The sequence below is a fragment of the Oceanobacillus kimchii X50 genome (genome assembly GCF_000340475.1).
Classification (GTDB): domain Bacteria; phylum Bacillota; class Bacilli; order Bacillales; family Amphibacillaceae; genus Oceanobacillus; species Oceanobacillus kimchii.
Genome location: NZ_CM001792.1, coordinates 1,498,703 through 1,517,915 on the forward strand (window position 1 = coordinate 1,498,703; position 19,213 = coordinate 1,517,915).

Consider the following 19,213-nt stretch of genomic DNA (forward strand, 5'->3'; position numbering starts at 1 on the left):
TGTGGGAACGAATGTATAACTTGGAGAAACAATAATATTTCTAAGTTAACGTTGTTCAGCACCAGCTGTTACCCAGGAATCGCTGCCTTTTAAAATTAAAACAATGTATTTCTGTTAAGTAAGAAAAGCCCACTGCCTTGATGAATATCTTTGTATTTTTCCCTCAAAATTATTTTCTACAGTTCCATCCATTTCCTATGTTTTTCTTCACTTACTTTAATGTGATTATTGGGGTTGAAGGAAATCATTCATCCTAAAGATTTTTTCTCAATATTCTACCTATGCTTTTTGATAACTTGTATGATTTTGAACTACGTTTGTTCTTGAAAATGTTTGAGCACCGGTATAAGATAGAAAGAGTTCGATTAGAATCGAGGGATAAAATAAATGATTATGTATTATTTAATTGCTATTGTGCTCGTTATTATTGACCAGCTAACGAAATGGTTGGTAGTTTCACGTATGGAGTTAGGGGAATCAATACCTGTTATTGATAATTTCTTCTATATAACTTCACATCGAAACACAGGAGCAGCCTGGGGAATATTAGAAGGACAAATGCTCTTATTTTATATAATTACTACTATAGTCATTGTTGGGATTATTTATTTGTTACATACACATGCGAAAGGTGATCGAATATTATCCGTTGCGCTTGTGGTAATCTTAGGTGGAGCGATAGGTAATTTTATTGATCGTATATTTAGACAAGAAGTAGTTGATTTTGCAAACTTTTACATCTTTGATTATAATTTTCCGATTTTTAATGTTGCAGACTCGTCATTAACCATCGGTGTAATTATATTTATCATAGCTACAATTCTGGAAGAAAAGCGTCAGAAAGGAAAATCAAAATCATGACAAAGAGTCAACACATCGTGACAGAACAACAAGGAAAAACTAGAGTAGATAAACTATTATCGCAATTGCTTACGGATCAATCACGTTCACAAATCCAAGGATGGATTGATGAAGGATTAGTGGAAGTAAATGGTGTTTCTGTAAAAGCAAATTATAAGTGTGTAGAAGGTGATACACTTACATGGGAAATACCTGAAACGAAACCATTAATATTAGAACCGGAAAATATTCCATTAGATGTTATTTATGAAGATTCAGATGTCATTGTTATCAATAAACCAAAAGGGATGGTGGTACACCCTTCTGCCGGGCATCAATCTGGTACACTTGTACATGCTTTGTTGTATCATTGTGATGATTTATCTGGGATTAATGGTATAGAACGCCCTGGTATTGTACACCGAATAGACAAAGATACAAGTGGGTTATTAGTGGTTGCAAAAAATGATATAGCACATCAAAAACTATCTGAACAATTACAACAAAAACAATTGAAGCGTAAATATGTGGCTATTGTTCACGGTGAAATTGGACATGATACAGGCTTGATTGATGCTCCAATCGGTCGTGATCCTAAAGATAGGCAAAAAATGGCAGTTGTAGATAATGGGAAATCTGCTGTTACACATTTTCGTGTAATAGAACGATTTCCTGACTACACGATTGTGGAGTGTCAGCTAGAAACTGGAAGAACCCATCAAATTCGTGTGCATATGCAGTATATCGGTTTTCCGTTAGTAGGAGACCCAAAATATGGTCAACGTAAAACAATGAATGTAGATGGTCAAGCATTACATGCAAAAGAAATTGGTTTTTATCATCCACAAACAGGTGAGTGGCTTGAGTTTGACGCAAACCCACCAGAAATATTTACAGATGCGCTCAGCTTTATTCGTAAAATGTATTGACAGTTCGAGAATCTTTTGGAATAATACAAGAAGAATAGTTGAATAGAACCTTTAAAAAATAGTCCAGAGAGGCTAAAAAGGGAACGCATATTATTTGTATAAGTATGCCCTTTTTCCTTTCTTGGAAAAGGGCATTTTTAGATTGAGGTGAGATATGCAGATGAAAAAGAAAACGGAAATACTGGATGCAGCATCCATACAACGAGCATTAACAAGAATGTCTCATGAAATATTGGAAAAAAATAAAGGTGGAGAAAATCTTGTCTTGATTGGAATAAAAACAAGAGGTGTCCCACTAGCAAAGCGTATCCAGCAGAAAATTAAGCAAATCGAATCTATTGAAGTTCCATTAGGTGAACTAGATATTACCATGTATCGAGATGATCTTGATAAAGTATCTGAACAAGAGGGACCGAAGATTAACTCTGTTTCGATTGGAATGGATATAACTGATAAGAATGTCATTTTGATTGATGATGTATTATTTACTGGAAGAACAGTTCGAGCAGCAATGGATGCTGTTATGGACGTCGGTCGCCCATCTACAATACAGCTTGGTTCACTCGTGGATAGAGGGCATCGTGAATTACCGATTCGTGCTGATTATGTTGGTAAAAATATTCCGACATCGGATCGAGAAATTGTTGTTGTCCAATTAAGTGAGCAAGATCAAGAAGATCTTGTATCCTTATATGAAAAATAAATATGTTCAGCTTTTAATCAAATCCCGTGAGGTTTGAAAGGTTGTTTTTTGACTACGTATACTTTGGATACCTATATATTCCAGGATACGTATAGCTCTCTGCAACCTTCTTGCAGAGAGCTTTTTTTATAACTAAATCTTCGTAATTGCGGATACATGAAGGAGGAAATCGATGAGACATTTTATTTCTGTTAATCAATTGGAAGCCGATGAAATGTATCAAATAATACGAAAAGCAAATGAGTTAAGAGATCGACCAAACCAATTAAATCGCCAATTATTTGCTGGCAATCTATTTTTTGAACCGAGTACTCGAACAAAAATGAGTTTTACAGTTGCAGAACGAAAATTAGGTGTGGAGATATTGGATTTCCATATAGAAGCATCGAGTTTGGCAAAAGGTGAATCGTTATATGACACAGCAAAAACATTTGAAGCCATCGGTGCTAATTTCTTAGTAATTAGACATCCTTCAGATCAATGGATAAGTGAATTGGAACAGGAAGGAAAATTAAACATTCCAGTCATTAATGCTGGTTCTGGCAAAGAAGAACATCCAACTCAATGCATGCTCGATTTACTAACGATGTATCAAGAGTTTGGTTCCATTAAAGGATTAAAGGTTGTGATTGCTGGAGATATAAAACATAGTCGGGTAGCTAGATCGAATGCAAAGGCGCTTACTAAGTTAGGCGCAAAAGTAATCTTTAGTGCCGCACCAGGATTTGAAGACCGTTCGTTAGAGTATCCATATCTGACCATGGATGAAGCCATAGAAGAAGCTGACGTCTTAATGTTACTGAGAATCCAACATGAAAGACATCTTCATAAAGCAGAGACTTCTGATTATCTATCACTGTATGGATTAACGAAAGAAAGATATAAAAAATTACAAGACCGTGCAATTATTATGCATCCTGCTCCAATAAATCGTGGGGTAGAAATAGATACAAGTTTAGTAGAAAGTGAGAAATCAAGAATTTTTAAACAAATGGACAATGGGGTCTACGTACGAATGGCAATTATCATGCACGTATTATCAGAATGGGGGATTATTCATGAAAACAATCTTATTAAACGCAACTCGCTTACTGCCATCTAATGAATTAGAGAAAGTAGAAGTACTTATTGAAGACAATAAAATAACAAAAATTGCATCGCAGATTCCTGATGAGGCAGAAAACTATATTGATATAGAAGGAAAGTTGCTACTTCCTGGACTAATTGATGTCCATATTCATTTACGTGAACCTGGTGGAGAACATAAGGAAACAATAGAAACGGGAACGATGGCAGCTGCAAGGGGTGGATTTACAACCGTATGTGCAATGCCAAATACGAATCCAGTTCCTGATCATCAAGACGCTTTAACGAGTTTACTTTCCAAAATAGCAGATGTTGCACATATACGTGTATTACCATATGCATCAATTACCAAGGGTTTGAATGGAAAAGAAAGAACGGATATTCAATCATTGCTCGATGCTGGTGCATTTGCATTTACAGATGATGGCGTGGGTATACAGACGGCAGATCAAATGTATCAAGCAATGAAAGATGCAGCACGTCATAACACTACGATTGTGGCACATTGTGAAGATAATAGTCTTGTATATGGCGGCGTGTTGCATGAAGGAGAAGTAAGTGAACGTTTAAACTTACCAGGAATTCCTTCTTTAAGCGAGTCGGTACAGATTGCGAGAGATGTATTATTAGCAGAAGCGACAGGTTGTCACTATCATGTCTGTCATGTTAGTACAAAAGAATCGGTACGTGTGATTCGCGATGCGAAGAGAGCAGGCATTCATGTAACAGCAGAGGTTTCCCCGCATCATCTATTACTTAATGAAACGAATATTCCAGAAGATAATGCAGACTGGAAGATGAACCCTCCATTGCGTTCAAAGGAAGATCAAGAAGCACTATTCGAAGGGTTAATGGATGGAACCCTTGATTTAATTGCAACCGATCATGCGCCTCATGCAGCGGAAGAGAAAGCGCTTGGATTCAAAGAAGCACCTTTTGGCATCGTAGGATTAGAAACAGCATTCCCGCTTCTATATACACATCTGGTTTTAAAAGGAAAAATGACGCTATATCAGTTAGTAGAAAGAATGACCGAAAAACCAGCAGCGACGTTTCAACTTCCTTATGGAAAATTAGAAGAAGGTAGTGTAGCTGATGTTACTGTCATTGATTTAGAAAAAGAAGAAACAATTCATCGTGAAACTTTTTATTCAAAAGGTAAAAACACACCTTTCGATAATTGGACAGTAAAAGGAATTCCTGTACTTACAATGGTAGATGGAATAGTCGTATATGAGGAGGCTAAACAACATGAAAAAGCGTAAATTAATTCTTGAAGATGGAACAGTTTTTAATGGAACAGCTTTTGGCAGTGATTCCGAATCTAGTGGAGAGATTGTATTTAATACAGGAATGACAGGTTATCAAGAAGTCATAACCGACCCTAGTTATTGTGGTCAATTCGTTACATTAACCTATCCTCTAATTGGAAATTATGGTATTAATCGAGATGACTTTGAAACAGTGACACCATTTATTCATGGTCTTGTTGTAAAAGAGTTTTGTGAATCTCCATCTAATTTCCGAAATGAGGAGACTTTAGATACTTTTTTAAAGGCGCATAATATTCCTGGGATTGCAAATATCGATACTCGGAAGCTTACTCGAATCATTCGAAAGCATGGTACAATGCGAGCCGTCATGGTCGATGAGGAGAAAAATGAGTATAAGGTTATAGATCAATTAAGACATGCTGAAATGCCTCGAGACCAAGTGAAACGAACATCAACAAGTAAACCATATGTTGTACCAGGAAGAGGGCTACGAGTGGTAATGGTAGACTTCGGTGCAAAGCACGGAATCTTGAGAGAATTAACAAAGCGAGATTGTCATATCACTGTTGTCCCTCATAACTATAGTGCGGAAGCAATTTTACGATTAAAACCAGATGGAATAATGTTGACGAATGGACCTGGGGATCCAAAGGATGTTCCAGAAGCAATTGACATGATAAAACAACTTCTTGGCCAAATCCCTATCTTTGGTATTTGCCTTGGACATCAATTACTGGCACTTGCTTGTGGAGCAAATACGGAAAAAATGAAATTCGGACACCGGGGAGCGAATCATCCAGTAAAAGATTTAATAGCTGGAAAAACCTATTTAACATCACAAAACCATAGCTATGCAGTTAATGCCTCATCACTATTAGAAACAGAACTCGAACTAACTCAGATTGCATTAAATGATGAAACGGTAGAAGGGATTCGCCATACTACATTTCCTGCCTTTTCTGTTCAATATCATCCAGAAGCTTCACCAGGACCAGAGGATACCAATTACTTATTTGACGAGTTTTTAAACCTGATTAAGACCAGCACAGTGAAACAAGGAGGAGAAGTATATGCCTAAACGTACAGACATCAACAAAATTCTTGTAATCGGATCAGGACCAATCATTATTGGTCAAGCTGCGGAATTTGATTACTCAGGCACGCAAGCTTGTCAGGCTTTGAAAGAGGAAGGATATACTGTAATTTTAGCTAACTCTAATCCTGCGACCATTATGACCGATCATACTGTAGCAGATAAAGTGTATATGGAGCCATTAACAGAAGAGTTCTTGACTAAAATTATTCGTAAAGAACATCCTGATGCCATTTTACCTACATTAGGAGGACAAACAGGTCTGAATTTAGCAATGGAACTGTTTCACAAAGGAATCTTGGAAGACCATCAAGTTCAACTGTTGGGATCAGCACCAGCTTCGATTGAAAAAGCAGAAGACCGGGAGCTATTCCGTAAATTAATGAATGAGTTAGGCGAGCCAGTTCCGGAAAGTGAGATTGTACATACGGTAGAAGAAGCGTTCGATTTTGCTCATACTATCGGCTTCCCACTAATTGTACGTCCTGCTTACACACTGGGGGGAACTGGTGGTGGAATGTGTTATAACGAGGAAGATTTAAAAGAAATTACGAAAAATGGCTTATCCTTATCTCCAGTGAATCAGTGTTTGATCGAACGAAACATTGCGGGATTTAAAGAAATTGAATATGAAGTAATGCGGGATAAGAATGACCAAGCTATTGTAGTGTGTAATATGGAGAATATTGATCCAGTTGGAATTCATACCGGTGATTCAATTGTAGTAGCTCCATCGCAAACTTTGAGTGATCGTGAGTATCATCTGCTGAGGAATGCTTCGTTAAAAATTATTCGAGCATTAGAAATTGAAGGTGGATGTAACGTACAGTTAGCTCTAGACCCGAATAGTTTTCATTATTATATAATCGAAGTTAACCCGCGAGTGAGTAGATCGTCTGCCCTTGCATCCAAGGCAACTGGATATCCCATTGCAAAAATTGCTGCAAAAATTGCAGTCGGCTATTCCTTGGATGAAATTATTAATCCAATTACAGGTAAAACTTATTCAATGTTTGAGCCTGCGCTAGATTATGTGGTTACAAAGTTTCCACGCTTTCCATTTGATAAGTTTACGGCAGGAGATCGCCGCCTTGGAACACAAATGAAAGCAACCGGAGAAGTGATGGCAATAGGGAGGAATCTGGAAGAATCTCTATTAAAAGGGGTACGATCGTTAGAAATAGGTACAGAAGAGCTATTTTTGAAAAAAGCAGTAAATATCACGGAAGACGAGTTAGTAAAACGATTAACTCGAGCAGATGATGAACGCATCTTCCTAGTTGCAGAAGCGCTCCGTCAAGGATATTCTGTTGAGTGGATTTTCAACCATACGAAAATCGATCCTTTCTTCTTACATGCCATTGAACGAGTTGTAAATATGGAAAACGAATTGAAAAACGATGTTGGTAATTTAGAAAAATTAACAAAAGCAAAGCAATGGGGACTGTCCGATTCTGAAATTGCACGACTATGGGAAATGGCTGTCGATGATATTTATCAGATTCGCAAAGAAAATCAAATTGTGCCCGTGTTTAAGATGGTAGACACCTGTGCAGCAGAATTTGCATCAGAAACACCATATTTCTATAGTACTTATGAAGAAGAAAATGAATCGATTGTTACGGATCGAAAGAAAATATTAGTTTTAGGTTCAGGACCGATTCGAATAGGTCAGGGAATTGAATTTGATTATGCAACCGTACATTCTGTTTATGCGATTAAGGAAATGGGTTACGAAGCGATCATTATGAACAATAATCCAGAAACTGTATCTACTGATTTTACAATTTCCGATAAACTATACTTTGAACCATTAACTTTAGAAGATGTTATGCATGTTGTCGATTTAGAACAACCAGAGGGAGTTATTGTTCAATTTGGAGGACAGACAGCAATAAATCTGGCAGAAGGGTTAGAAAGAAGAGGTGTTCGCATCCTTGGAACAGGATTAGACGATATTGATCGTGCAGAGGATCGTGATAAATTTGAAGTTTTATTAGATGAATTAGATATACTTCGACCAAAAGGGAAGGCTGTACCTCGATTAGATCAAGCAATTGACACAGCAAATGCAATTGGCTACCCGGTACTTGTTCGACCTTCCTACGTAATCGGTGGAAGCAGAATGGAAATTGTATATAATGAACAAGAATTAGAAAATTATCTAAAAAAATCCAGTCATATCGATTCTGCACACCCAATTTTAATTGATAAATATTTAACGGGTATGGAAGTAGAAGTTGATGCGATTAGTGATGGTGAAACAACGATTATTCCAGGCATCATGGAGCATATCGAACGTGCAGGTGTCCATTCCGGAGATTCGATGGCGGTCTACCCACCACAACGGTTATCAACTACTGTTAAAGAAAAATGCTTAGATGCTGCGATAAAAATTTCAAAAGCGCTTCAAGTGAAAGGCTTAATAAATATTCAATTTATTATCCGCGAAGAAGACGTGTATGTTCTGGAAGTAAACCCTCGGGCAAGTCGAACGATTCCTTTCTTAAGTAAGATTACGGGGGTTACAATGGCAAATATCGCAACAAGATGTATTCTTGGTGAGAAACTAGCAGAACAAGGTTATGAAACTGGAATTCTACCAGAGCAGGATCAAGTATCAGTAAAGATACCCGTATTTTCTTTTGAAAAATTACGTAGCGTAGACACCATTCTTGGACCAGAAATGAAATCGACTGGTGAAGCGATAGGCTATGACAGAACGTTAGAAAAAGCACTTTATAAAGGATTGATTGCTGCAGGTCTGACTGTACCTCAAGAAGGAGGAGTACTTCTCACTGTAGCTGATAAAGATAAATCAGAGATGTTAGAAGTAGCGGAACATTTTCACCAACTAGGTTTTGTACTATATGCAACAGAAGGTACAGCAGAATATGTAAAACATGAAGGGAATTTACCGGTAGTTCCTGTTGCTAAGATTGGAGCAGAAGAACCAAATGTACTCTCAATAATAGAATCGGGGCAAGTCCAGTTTGTAATTAACACCTTAAATTCTGGCCAAAAACCTCGTTCTGATGGATTTTTAATCCGAAGAGAAGCAGTAGAACATGGAATTGCTTGTTTGACAAATATGGATACAGTAAACGCCATATTACGTGTTATAGATGCCACAACATTTAGTGCGAAACCGATTGGATTAGAAAAGGTGGTCATGTCATGAGAAAGCGTGAGACAATGTCTGTTCTATCAGTAACACAAATTGCTACAGACACCTTTGAGATGATAGCGGAAAATAGTAGAATTAGTGAACAGGCAAAACCAGGACAATTTGTACACATTTACATTCCTGGACATACGTTAAGACGTCCGATCTCTATTGCAGCAGTGGATCCTTCCACTGCTAGCGTATCGCTTGTATTTAAAGCAATTGGAGAAGGAACCAAACAATTATCAAACTATCAATCGGGAATGCAAATTGATGTGTTTGGACCGAATGGGAATGGTTTTTCTATAGATATTTCTGAAGATGAACGGGTACTGTTAATTGGTGGAGGGGTAGGTGTTCCGCCTATGTATCACTTGGCAAAACGGTTATCGGAAGAAACTTCTATAGATATTGTCTCGGTACTTGGCTTTCAGACAAAAAATGCTGTTTTTTACGAGGAAGAATTTAACCGGATCGGTGAAACGTATATTGTAACCGATGACGGTTCTTATGGGACACATGGTGTTGTTACGGATATAGTAGGACAATTTAAAGATCGTACACAATACTTTAGCTGTGGTCCATTACCAATGTTAAGAGCGGTGAAAAGTAAGCTCAGTCATATCCCTGGAAAGGTTTCTTTAGAGGAAAGAATGGGATGTGGAGTAGGTGCATGTATGGCCTGTGTGCTGCCTACCGTGGATAATCATTATAAGAAAATCTGTAGTGAAGGACCAGTATTTGTTGCTGAGGAGGTTGTCCTATGAATCTATCAGTAAAATTACCAGGATTAAACTTAAAAAATCCCATCATGCCAGCATCTGGTTGCTTTGGGTTTGGGAAAGAGTACAGTGAGTATTATGACTTAAGCCTTTTAGGTGGAGTAATGATGAAAGCAGCCACTCAATTTGAAAGATTAGGTAATCCAACTCCGCGTGTAGCAGAAACTAGTGCAGGAATGTTAAATGCAATTGGTCTTCAGAATCCGGGAGTCCAACAAATAATTGACCAAGAAGTTCCTCGACTTGCAAAATATGATACATCTATTATTGCAAATATTGCAGGTAGTTCTATCGAAGAATATGAGTTTGTAGCGGCTTCGTTTAATCAAACAGAAGATGTACATGCACTCGAATTAAATATTTCTTGTCCAAATGTTAAACAAGGTGGAATCCAATTTGGTACTGACCCTACCATGGCAAAAAAAGTAACGGGTGTAGTAAAGAAAGTGAGTAACAAACCTGTTTATGTAAAACTTTCGCCGAATGTGCATAACATTGTTCAGATGGCAAAAGCAGTGGAAGAAGCTGGTGCAGATGGGTTATCGATGATCAACACATTAACTGGAATGAAGATTCATCTGCCATCACGAAAACCGTTAATCGCCAATAAAACCGGGGGGCTGTCTGGTCCTGCAATAAAGCCTGTTGCTATTCGTATGATTTATGAAGTAAGACAACAAGTTTCGATTCCAATTATTGGGATGGGAGGAATCTCTAACGCAGAAGATGTTTTGGAGTTTCTAATAGCTGGTGCAGATGCTGTCGCAGTTGGCACTGCGAATTTTCAAAATCCATTTGCTTGTGTAGATATCATAAACGAGTTACCAGTAGTATTGGAGCGGTATGGGTTTCACTCAATTGAAGATGTTATTGAGACAAGGGGGATAACGGTATGACGATGTTTGTAGCACTTGATTTTCCTAATTGGAAACAAACAGAAGCATTTTTAAATAACAATGCGTTACAAGGAGTTCCTGTTAAAGTTGGTATGGAACTATTCTATAAAGAAGGTCCTAAGGTAATCGAAAAATTAAAAAAGAATAATCATTCGATATTTTTGGATCTGAAATTACATGACATACCAAATACAGTTCATCGAGCAATGAAAAATATAGCTTCTCTAGGTGTTGATTTAGTTACAACACATACACTTGGCGGAAGTGAAATGATTGCTCAAGCAAAGCTTGGACTTGAACAATCACATACAAAACTGATTGCAGTAACTCTATTAACATCAGTAGATGAAGAAGTTGTTCAACAACAATTACGATTACCTGGTAATGTACCGGCTAATGTTAATCACTTAGCTAGAATAGCAAAAGATGCTGGAGCGGATGGGGTAGTTAGCTCTGTCCATGAAGTAGCATCTATCAAAAAAGTATGTGATACATCTTTTTTAACACTAACTCCAGGAATAAGGCTTGACAGTTCACATGTTCATGATCAAAAACGTGTTGCAACACCAGAACTGGCAAATCAAGTCGGAAGTGACTTTATTGTAGTAGGTAGAGCGATAACGCAATCTGATCATCCATACGAAACATATATGGAAGTAAAGAAACGATGGGAGGAAGAATAGTATGAAAAAACAAATTACAAAGGAACTATTGGATATAGGAGCAGTACAAATAAATTTAGATACATATTTTACTTGGACATCAGGATTAAAATCCCCCATCTATTGTGATAATCGTTTAACAATGAGTTATCCCAAAGTGCGAAAAAAAATTGCTCAAGCATTTATTCATATGTTAGAAGAAGAGAGCATTAAACCTGATGTGATAGCAGGATGTGCTACAGCTGGCATACCACATGCAGCATGGTTATCTGATCTTTTGAATTTACCTATGGTATATGTAAGATCAAAACCGAAAGTACATGGAAAAGGAAATCAAATAGAAGGTGCTAGTGTAGAAGGAAAAACAGTACTAGTAATTGAGGATTTAATCTCTACTGGTGGTTCGTCTATTGAAGCAGCAAAGGCACTACAACAAGCAGGAGCAAATATTTTAGCCGTCTATTCAATTTTTACATATGGGCTGAATAAATCAAAAGAAGCTTTTTCTCAAGCAAATATCGCTTACAAATCCATTACAGGTTTTGATGATTTAATTCAAGAACTAATTAGTTCTGGTGAGTTATTAGAAGAAGAAAAAATTGAATTATTGACTTTTAGAGATAGTTTGTAAAGGTGTTAAAACATAAGTTATGAGTTGAGGTTAGAAAAAAACATCCGTCCAGAAATATAATAAAAAAAGGGCTAGGTGAGTTTCCAATGATAAAGATACAGAGGACTCACCAGCTGCCTTGTAAAACGAAAAACCTTAAATTTATTTCTAGCGTTAAACTTTTAAAGTGTTTTTCGATTTAATTAATCTCCTTTCTGATACATTACCATCCATTCATCAATTGAAAATGATAGAAGTTGCTCTTTTTGTTGCTTAACATCAAAATAAGCTTTTACTCTAGTATTAGCATCTAAAAGATAAGATTCCACAGCATTTTTCTGTTTTGGATCTTCAACAGTACGATTAACCCAATCTTGGAAGGGGAGTATTTTCTTTTGAAGTTGCTCTTTTCTAATAGATAAAGGGTAGGTAGAAATAATTTGTTTCCATTCAGAAACCTTTAACGATCGCATATGACTAGGATCACGTAATTTTTCTAATTCGTTTACATAGAGGTCAAGTTCGTTGTCCTCACTGGAAATATTATCAACGAAAATAAATGTACCTTTTGGTTTTAGTACTCGATTTGTTTCTTCTATAAATTTTGTAGGATTTGGGAAATGATGAGCTGCAATTCGGCAACTTACGATATCAAAAGTTTGATCTAAAAACGGCAAGTTCTCTGCATCAACAACGACATATTGGATATTTGTATAGTTTATTAAATGATAACGTGTTTCTTGAAGCATTTCAGGAGTTAAATCAGTTGCTATCACATTTTTTACATGGGGAGAAAATTGCTTCGCTACATGTCCACCACCTGTTGCAATATCTAACATAACCATTTCCTTATTCGGTGCTGTCCATGCGATCATCTTTTCCAATTCTTTTTCATTCGCGTGAGTTTTACTTGTTATATACGCATTACTATTCTTAGCGAATGCCTTCTTTACTAACGATTTTTCATCCATCAACATCTTCCTTTTCCATTTAATTTTAGAATTTCATTTACTATTAGTTTATGTGGTATGATGTAATAAGTAAAATACAATAAATTGATTGGTATTGATAACATATACTTATATGAGGTGTTTTAAATGAGGATGGATGATTATGAATTATTAATACGTTTAAATGAAATTGGTACCATTCGTGGAACGGCAAAGGCTGTTTTAATTTCCCAACCAGCTGTTACTCAACGTTTAAAATATATGGAAGACTATTTTGGTGAAGCAATATTTATTCGAACTTCTAAACGTCTACTACCAACTCCTGCTGGTGAGATTATTATTCAACATGCAAAGCGAGTCATTTATCAAGAAAAAGTCTTAAAGAACCGATTAGCAGAGACCGGTGAAGAAATCCAAGGAACCCTCTCTATTGCTTGCTCTACTTTAATTAGCCAGCGATTTTTACCGAGTATCTTAGGTGAATTTACAGCTAATTATCCGAAAGTAACAATTGATTTAGTTACAGGTATTAGTGAAGATATTAGACGAAACCACAAAAAATATCATATTTGTATCATAAGAGGCGAGAAATTAAAGGAAACGACTTCTGTTCATTTATTTGATGATCCACTGTATATGTTTGATACAGAACATTTTCCATCTAATCAAGTAAAGGAAAGGCCGTTAATTTCTTTTAAAAGTGATGATAGTATGCATGAACTTGTTGATAACTGGTTATATCATCAACAAGAATCTATTAATCCCGTAAAAACATTAACCGTAGATCAAATCGAAACTTGTAAACAATTTATGAAACAAGGAATTGGAATGGCAGTTTTACCTGAAAGTGTTTCTGATCATCTAAAAGAAGAATATCCTCATATTGCGCTTGAAATTAATGGAAAGCCGGTAACACGCGATACGTGGGTATGTTATCAAGAAGGCATCCGCAAATTACCACAGGTAGATCATTTTCTAGAATTATTACAGAAAACTACTTTTTAAAATTTTTATGTTTACAAATTATATTTAACGGAAATATAAGAACTATACGTTAAATTAATAAGGAGTAGTGATCGTATGAGTGATATTCTATTTACTTCAACAGCTACAGCAAAAAATGGTAGAGACGGACATGTGAAATCAGATGATGGGATTATTGATGTAGATTTAGTTAACCCAGCTGGAGGTAAATCCGATAAAAAAGGATCTAATCCAGAGCAACTATTTGCTGCAGGATATTCTGCTTGTTACGATGGTGCTCTAAATCATGTTGCATCTGAAAAAGGGAAGAAAATAAGTTCTGAGACAACTGCAGATGTCCATTTTATGAAAGATACTTCTGATGGCGGCTTTAAGATTGGAGCTACACTCCATATTAAAATAGAAGGCGTTAGCCAAGATGAAGCGCAAGAATTAGCAGAAGCAGCACACGACTTCTGTCCTTATTCAAAGGCAACGCGAGGCAATATCGAAGTAACTTTAAAACCAGAAGCTGTTTAACATCTAAACAATAAAAGGTTCAAACCAATTCAGGTTTGAACCTTTTTTATAAGCAAAATCTCACTTTATCCTTTTCTTAATCGATCGACAATTTCTTTAGACGGCGTTACATAAATAGTTTTTTGATTATCATAAATGACATAACCTGGTTTGGCGCCGTTTGGTTTTCTGACATGACGAATGGAAGTATAATCCACCGGAACCGAGGACGATTGCTGAGATTTGCTAAAATAAGCAGCTAATTGAGCAGCTTCTTTTATCGTTTGTTCACTAGCTTGTTTATCTCGGATAATCACATGAGATCCGGGGATATCTTTTGTATGCAACCAAATATCATCTCGATTTGCTAAACGCATCGTTGCATATTCATTTTGTTTATTGTTTTTGCCGACAAGGATCGTAGTACCTTCGGAAGAAATGTACTCTTCAGGTGCTGGTTGTTGCGGCTTCTTTTTCTTCTTCGTCTGTCGTTGTTTTTTTAAATAACCTTCTTCTCTTAACTCTTCACGTATTTCCTCGATATCCTCTGTACTAGCAACATCTAATTGTTGTAATAACTGATCTAAATATTGAATTTCCAAGTCTGTACGTTTAATTTCTGATTGCATAATTTGCCTTGATTTTTTTAATTTAGCATAAGTTTTAAAATAACTTTGTGCATTTTCACTTGGTGATTTTTGAGGGTTTAGTTTGATTAATACTTTTTTTTGGTCAGGATCATAATAATCAACAACCTCTACCTGCTTATCACCAAATTGAACTTCATGCATATGAGCAGTTAAGAGTTCTCCTAATCGCTGGTATTCATCGGCGTGTTCTGATTTTTGTATGGTTTGTTGATGTTTTTTTAGTTTTCGTTCATTTTTCTGCTTTTCATTTTTTATAAATCGATATAAATCTTTTGCTTGTTGCTTTACTCTATCACGTTCCGCTTTTCCTGAGTAGAACGTATCTAACATTTGATTTACTGATTCAAATGGTTCTTTCTCAGCATTGCTTTTTGATGTTAATGGAAGTACGTGAAAATCTTCTTTTCCATTTCGGTAGATTGTTGGAGTATATTCATGTGCATCTAATCGACGTTGAACTTTTTCAAACATGGATTGATATTGTTCATTTGTACCTAAAGCTACTTTTGATGCAAAATCTTTCGTAATCAATGGTGAAAAACCTTCCAGTATTTGTAGCATCTGCTGATCAATTTTGCCGGAATTAAAATCAAGCTTTTGAATAAATTGGTCACTTGAAAGTTCTAATGGATGAAACTTTTGTTGATCTGGTGGAGATTGATATGATTGTCCAGGAAGTATGGAACGATGTCTATTTTGTGAATAAGAAATATGTTTTAAGCTATCAATGATTACACCTTTTTCTTGATCGACTAAAATAAGGTTACTATGTTTTCCCATTAGTTCCATTATTAATTGTTTATAGCTTATATCACCAATTTCATTCCTTGTACGTATTGAAAATATTACAATTCGTTCCATACCTTTTTGTTCGATTTTTTCAACAATAGCTCCAGATAAATGCTTTCGTAATACCATACAAAACATCGGAGGCTCTTTTGGATTCATATAAGTATCATTTGTTATATGGAATCTAGCATATGTTGGATGTATCGAAAATAACAAAGACTGATTAACAGAGTTGTTCCTTACTGTCATGACAATTTCACTATCAGTTGGTTGATAGATTTTTGCAATTTTACCACGAACTATTTTATTTTCTAATTCTTCGGTTATGGCTCTAGTAACAATACCATCAAATGGCATAATAAATCACCTCTTGCGACATTATAGCATTTTTTTGTTAAGAACGGCATAGATATGGATTAAGAGCTTGTACAATCTATACATTGTCGGAGGAATGCTGATGAAATGGTATCAATTAGATGTAGAAAAAGTAGAGCAGAAGCTCCAAGTAATTTCAAATCGCGGTCTAAATAACAAACAAGCAGTGGAAAGAAGAAAACAACATGGTGAAAACATATTAGAATCTAAAAAGCAAGTTTCAAACTGGATTCTATTTTTCAAGCAATTTCAAGATTTTATGGTGTTGGTTTTGTTAGCCGCAACATTAATCGCTGGTTTACTTGGAGAATATATTGATGCAATCGCAATTATGGTGATTGTATTAATAAATGGATGCATTGGTTTTTTTCAAGAACAAAAAGCAGAAAATTCACTAGAAAAATTAAAAGAGCTTTCTGCACCAATTGCTAGTGTATTACGTGAAAAACAATGGGAAAAAATATCTTCTCGGGATATTGTTGTCGGAGATGTAGTACGCATTAATAGTGGAGATCGCATTCCAGCTGATATTCGTATTATTAAGTCTAATGGTTTGGAGACCGAGGAATCTGCATTAACTGGAGAGTCACTACCCGTAAGCAAGCATGCTACAGCAATAACTGCTGAGAACTTAGATGTTCAAGATCAAACGAATATGGGGTTTATGGGGACAATGGTCACTCGTGGTTCTGGAACTGGTGTTGTTGTTGGTACAGGCATGAAGACAGTGATGGGCCAGATAGCATCTCTCATTGAAGGAACGAAAAAAACCGTAACCCCACTTGAAATGAAATTGGCAGAATTAGGGAAAATCTTAATTGTAGTTGCTCTCTTATTGACGGTTCTTGTAGTTGGAGTAGGGGTAGTACAAGGCCATCCTATGTACGAAATGTTTCTTGCAGGTGTCTCACTAGCAGTAGCAGCTATTCCTGAAGGACTACCCGCAATCGTGACAGTTGCATTGTCTCTTGGAGTACAACGAATGATACGAAAGAAAGCAATTGTACGCAAATTATCTGCCGTAGAAACCTTAGGATGCGCATCAGTTGTTTGTTCTGACAAAACAGGAACCATGACAGAAAATCAAATGACCGTTAAAGAAATGTATTTGAATGGTGAATATTTATATGTAACTGGAGATGGATACCAAACACAAGGTGATTTCTTTTTAAACAAAAATAAAGTAGAACGAACGCATCCTAATTTGGAAACGATGCTTCTATATGGGATGATATGTAATCATTCTCAGTTGATGGTTAAAAAAGGAAAGAACTTTATTGACGGAGATCCAACGGATGGTGCTTTATTAGTTGCGGCACGAAAATTAGGTTTACATGCTGATAGGAAAGAAGATTATCATGTTATTAAAGAATTACCATTTGATTCTGATCGCAAACGAATGAGCATAATTGTTGAAGACAAGAATGGAATGAAGATGATTATTACTAAAGGTGCTCCTGATGTTTTATTACCTCGATCCACCTATTATTTAGATGAAAATGGAAGGTCACTATTAAAAAAAGAAGATACTAAAGAGATTGAAAATGCAGTGTATCATATGGCTGGAAAAGCTCTCCGTACGATTGCGATTGGAGTTCGTATTTTACCAAATAATATGGATATAGATAGTACAATAATCGAAAATGAACTAACATTTATCGGATTGTATGGATTAATGGATCCACCTAGGAAAGAAGTGAAGTCAGCGATACGGGAATGTAAAGAAGCAGGAATTAAAACAGTAATGATAACAGGAGATCATGCACATACTGCTCGAGCAATTGCAAGTCATTTACAATTGTTACCTGAAAACGGATTACTATTTGAAGGAAAACAATTAAACAACATGTCAGATCAGGAATTGGAAAATGTAATTGAAGACGCATATGTTTTTGCTAGAGTTACTCCTGAACATAAATTGAGAATAGTAAAAGCTTTTCAAAATAAGGGGCATATAGTTGCTATGACAGGAGATGGAGTTAATGACGCTCCAGCTATCAAAGCAAGTGATATTGGAATAAGTATGGGGATTAATGGTACAGATGTAACAAAAGAAGCTTCATCCCTCGTATTAATGGATGATAATTTTGCAACTATTAAATCAGCAATAAATGAAGGCAGAAACATCTATGAAAATATAAGGAAATTTATACGATATCTTCTAGCTTCTAATGTTGGAGAAATATTAGTTATGTTATTTGCTATGTTACTAGCATTACCGCTACCACTTGTTCCGGTACAAATACTTTGGGTGAATTTAGTGACGGATGGATTACCTGCAATGGCGCTTGGTGTGGATAAAGCAGAAAGCGATGTAATGAAGCGTGGACCAAGGAATCCAAGAGAAGGTATTTTTTCAAGAGGATTGGGATATAAAATTGTATCAAGAGGAATATTGATAGGTATTGTTACATTAATTGCTTTTATGGTAACGTATCAAAATAATACTGAACACCTAATTTATGCACAGACTACTGCTTTTGCTACATTAGTAGTTGCACAGTTGATTCATGTTTTTGATTGTCGTAGTGAACATTCCGTTTTTGCAAGAAATCCATTTGGAAATATGTACCTTGTTTATGCGGTAATTTCCTCCTTACTATTGTTATTTGTTGTAATTTATTGGGAACCGCTTCAACCGATCTTCCATACAACTTCTCTTAGCATAATAGATTGGTTGTTAGTTGTTGGATTAGGAGCAATACCAACTGTACTCTTCGGTTACTCAAAAAAATAACCGAACTTTTAAGAAATGAGATCATTAATTTCCCGGATTTTTACGCGTCTGAGAGTAAGTACCGTAAAAGTTCGGGTATTTTGTTATAACTAAAAACCCCTCTTGATCAGGTTAGTTGTTCCTCATTATCTAAAGTTACTATAGATTCTATATTTGGTTTGCTAAATTTTTTTTCTCTTCTAACTCTTC

The 19,213-nt window shown here is 36.1% G+C and carries 16 protein-coding genes; 14 read left to right on the forward strand and 2 right to left on the reverse strand.

Annotated features, from left to right (window positions below; all coding sequences use genetic code 11):
* The first annotated feature begins 387 nt into the window (after positions 1-387).
* The 11 genes from lspA to pyrE all read left to right on the forward strand — a co-directional run bounded on the left by lspA (position 388) and on the right by pyrE (position 12,062).
* A complete protein-coding gene (lspA, locus tag C794_RS07940) occupies positions 388-861 on the forward strand; it encodes a signal peptidase II (RefSeq protein ID WP_017796602.1) in 474 nt (157 codons plus the stop codon).
* On the forward strand, positions 858-1,769 hold the full coding sequence (locus C794_RS07945; protein ID WP_017796603.1) for an RluA family pseudouridine synthase: 912 nt from the start codon (positions 858-860) through the stop codon (positions 1,767-1,769). Before lspA ends, C794_RS07945 begins: the two co-directional genes overlap by 4 nt.
* Before the next feature lie 160 nt (positions 1,770-1,929).
* Positions 1,930-2,472, forward strand: a complete 543-nt coding sequence (pyrR, locus tag C794_RS07950) for a bifunctional pyr operon transcriptional regulator/uracil phosphoribosyltransferase PyrR (RefSeq protein WP_017796604.1) — start codon at positions 1,930-1,932, stop codon at positions 2,470-2,472.
* Positions 2,473-2,644: 172 nt separating this feature from the next.
* Positions 2,645-3,574: an aspartate carbamoyltransferase catalytic subunit gene (locus C794_RS07955; protein ID WP_017796605.1), complete on the forward strand. Its 930-nt coding sequence runs from the start codon at positions 2,645-2,647 to the stop codon at positions 3,572-3,574.
* On the forward strand, positions 3,531-4,823 hold the full coding sequence (locus C794_RS07960; protein ID WP_017796606.1) for a dihydroorotase: 1,293 nt from the start codon (positions 3,531-3,533) through the stop codon (positions 4,821-4,823). The genes C794_RS07955 and C794_RS07960 overlap by 44 nt, the downstream gene beginning before the upstream one ends.
* Entirely contained in the window at positions 4,810-5,910 is a 1,101-nt protein-coding gene (locus C794_RS07965) for a carbamoyl phosphate synthase small subunit (RefSeq protein ID WP_017796607.1), read from the forward strand. Before C794_RS07960 ends, C794_RS07965 begins: the two co-directional genes overlap by 14 nt.
* Positions 5,903-9,106 (forward strand): carbamoyl-phosphate synthase large subunit, encoded by a 3,204-nt coding sequence (gene carB, locus C794_RS07970; RefSeq protein WP_017796608.1) that lies wholly within the window; start codon positions 5,903-5,905, stop codon positions 9,104-9,106. Before C794_RS07965 ends, carB begins: the two co-directional genes overlap by 8 nt.
* A complete protein-coding gene (locus tag C794_RS07975; RefSeq protein WP_017796609.1) occupies positions 9,103-9,858 on the forward strand; it encodes a dihydroorotate dehydrogenase electron transfer subunit in 756 nt (251 codons plus the stop codon). The genes carB and C794_RS07975 overlap by 4 nt, the downstream gene beginning before the upstream one ends.
* Complete coding sequence (locus C794_RS07980; RefSeq protein ID WP_017796610.1) at positions 9,855-10,769, forward strand: dihydroorotate dehydrogenase; 915 nt, start codon at positions 9,855-9,857, stop codon at positions 10,767-10,769. Before C794_RS07975 ends, C794_RS07980 begins: the two co-directional genes overlap by 4 nt.
* A complete protein-coding gene (pyrF, locus tag C794_RS07985; RefSeq protein ID WP_017796611.1) occupies positions 10,766-11,452 on the forward strand; it encodes an orotidine-5'-phosphate decarboxylase in 687 nt (228 codons plus the stop codon). Before C794_RS07980 ends, pyrF begins: the two co-directional genes overlap by 4 nt.
* A 1-nt stretch (position 11,453) precedes the next feature.
* The gene (gene pyrE, locus C794_RS07990; RefSeq protein WP_017796612.1) at positions 11,454-12,062 is read left to right on the forward strand and encodes an orotate phosphoribosyltransferase; all 609 of its coding nucleotides are present in this window, start codon (positions 11,454-11,456) and stop codon (positions 12,060-12,062) included.
* A 182-nt stretch (positions 12,063-12,244) separates the two neighbouring features.
* Here pyrE and C794_RS07995 read toward each other — a convergent pair whose 3' ends face one another.
* Complete coding sequence (locus C794_RS07995) at positions 12,245-13,012, reverse strand: class I SAM-dependent methyltransferase (RefSeq protein WP_017796613.1); 768 nt, start codon at positions 13,010-13,012, stop codon at positions 12,245-12,247.
* A 126-nt stretch (positions 13,013-13,138) separates the two neighbouring features.
* On the opposite strand from C794_RS07995, the gene C794_RS08000 reads away from it, so the two are divergent.
* Complete coding sequence (locus C794_RS08000) at positions 13,139-13,996, forward strand: LysR family transcriptional regulator (protein ID WP_017796614.1); 858 nt, start codon at positions 13,139-13,141, stop codon at positions 13,994-13,996.
* Positions 13,997-14,071: 75 nt separating this feature from the next.
* The gene (locus C794_RS08005; protein WP_017796615.1) at positions 14,072-14,494 is read left to right on the forward strand and encodes an organic hydroperoxide resistance protein; all 423 of its coding nucleotides are present in this window, start codon (positions 14,072-14,074) and stop codon (positions 14,492-14,494) included.
* A gap of 65 nt (positions 14,495-14,559) precedes the next feature.
* On the opposite strand, the gene C794_RS08010 is transcribed toward C794_RS08005, so the two are convergent.
* Positions 14,560-16,269, reverse strand: a complete 1,710-nt coding sequence (locus tag C794_RS08010) for an Rqc2 family fibronectin-binding protein (RefSeq protein ID WP_017796616.1) — start codon at positions 16,267-16,269, stop codon at positions 14,560-14,562.
* A gap of 100 nt (positions 16,270-16,369) precedes the next feature.
* Here C794_RS08010 and C794_RS08015 point away from each other — a divergent pair, with 100 nt between their 5' ends.
* Positions 16,370-19,024 (forward strand): cation-translocating P-type ATPase, encoded by a 2,655-nt coding sequence (locus C794_RS08015; RefSeq protein WP_017796617.1) that lies wholly within the window; start codon positions 16,370-16,372, stop codon positions 19,022-19,024.
* Positions 19,025-19,213 lie beyond the last annotated feature (189 nt).

What these genes read in the sequence shown, in the direction of transcription:
- lspA (WP_017796602.1), top strand. Translation starts at nt 388, where the DNA reads ATGATTATGTATTATTTAATTGCTATTGTGCTCGTTATTATTGACCAG.
- pyrE (WP_017796612.1), top strand. Translation starts at nt 11,454, where the DNA reads ATGAAAAAACAAATTACAAAGGAACTATTGGATATAGGAGCAGTACAA.
- C794_RS08010 (WP_017796616.1), bottom strand. Translation starts at nt 16,269, where the DNA reads ATGCCATTTGATGGTATTGTTACTAGAGCCATAACCGAAGAATTAGAA.
- C794_RS08015 (WP_017796617.1), top strand. Translation starts at nt 16,370, where the DNA reads ATGAAATGGTATCAATTAGATGTAGAAAAAGTAGAGCAGAAGCTCCAA.
- C794_RS07995 (WP_017796613.1), bottom strand. Translation starts at nt 13,012, where the DNA reads ATGGATGAAAAATCGTTAGTAAAGAAGGCATTCGCTAAGAATAGTAAT.
- pyrF (WP_017796611.1), top strand. Translation starts at nt 10,766, where the DNA reads ATGACGATGTTTGTAGCACTTGATTTTCCTAATTGGAAACAAACAGAA.
- C794_RS08000 (WP_017796614.1), top strand. Translation starts at nt 13,139, where the DNA reads ATGAGGATGGATGATTATGAATTATTAATACGTTTAAATGAAATTGGT.
- C794_RS08005 (WP_017796615.1), top strand. Translation starts at nt 14,072, where the DNA reads ATGAGTGATATTCTATTTACTTCAACAGCTACAGCAAAAAATGGTAGA.
- carB (WP_017796608.1), top strand. Translation starts at nt 5,903, where the DNA reads ATGCCTAAACGTACAGACATCAACAAAATTCTTGTAATCGGATCAGGA.
- C794_RS07945 (WP_017796603.1), top strand. Translation starts at nt 858, where the DNA reads ATGACAAAGAGTCAACACATCGTGACAGAACAACAAGGAAAAACTAGA.
- C794_RS07965 (WP_017796607.1), top strand. Translation starts at nt 4,810, where the DNA reads ATGAAAAAGCGTAAATTAATTCTTGAAGATGGAACAGTTTTTAATGGA.
- C794_RS07975 (WP_017796609.1), top strand. Translation starts at nt 9,103, where the DNA reads ATGAGAAAGCGTGAGACAATGTCTGTTCTATCAGTAACACAAATTGCT.
- C794_RS07980 (WP_017796610.1), top strand. Translation starts at nt 9,855, where the DNA reads ATGAATCTATCAGTAAAATTACCAGGATTAAACTTAAAAAATCCCATC.
- pyrR (WP_017796604.1), top strand. Translation starts at nt 1,930, where the DNA reads ATGAAAAAGAAAACGGAAATACTGGATGCAGCATCCATACAACGAGCA.
- C794_RS07960 (WP_017796606.1), top strand. Translation starts at nt 3,531, where the DNA reads ATGAAAACAATCTTATTAAACGCAACTCGCTTACTGCCATCTAATGAA.
- C794_RS07955 (WP_017796605.1), top strand. Translation starts at nt 2,645, where the DNA reads ATGAGACATTTTATTTCTGTTAATCAATTGGAAGCCGATGAAATGTAT.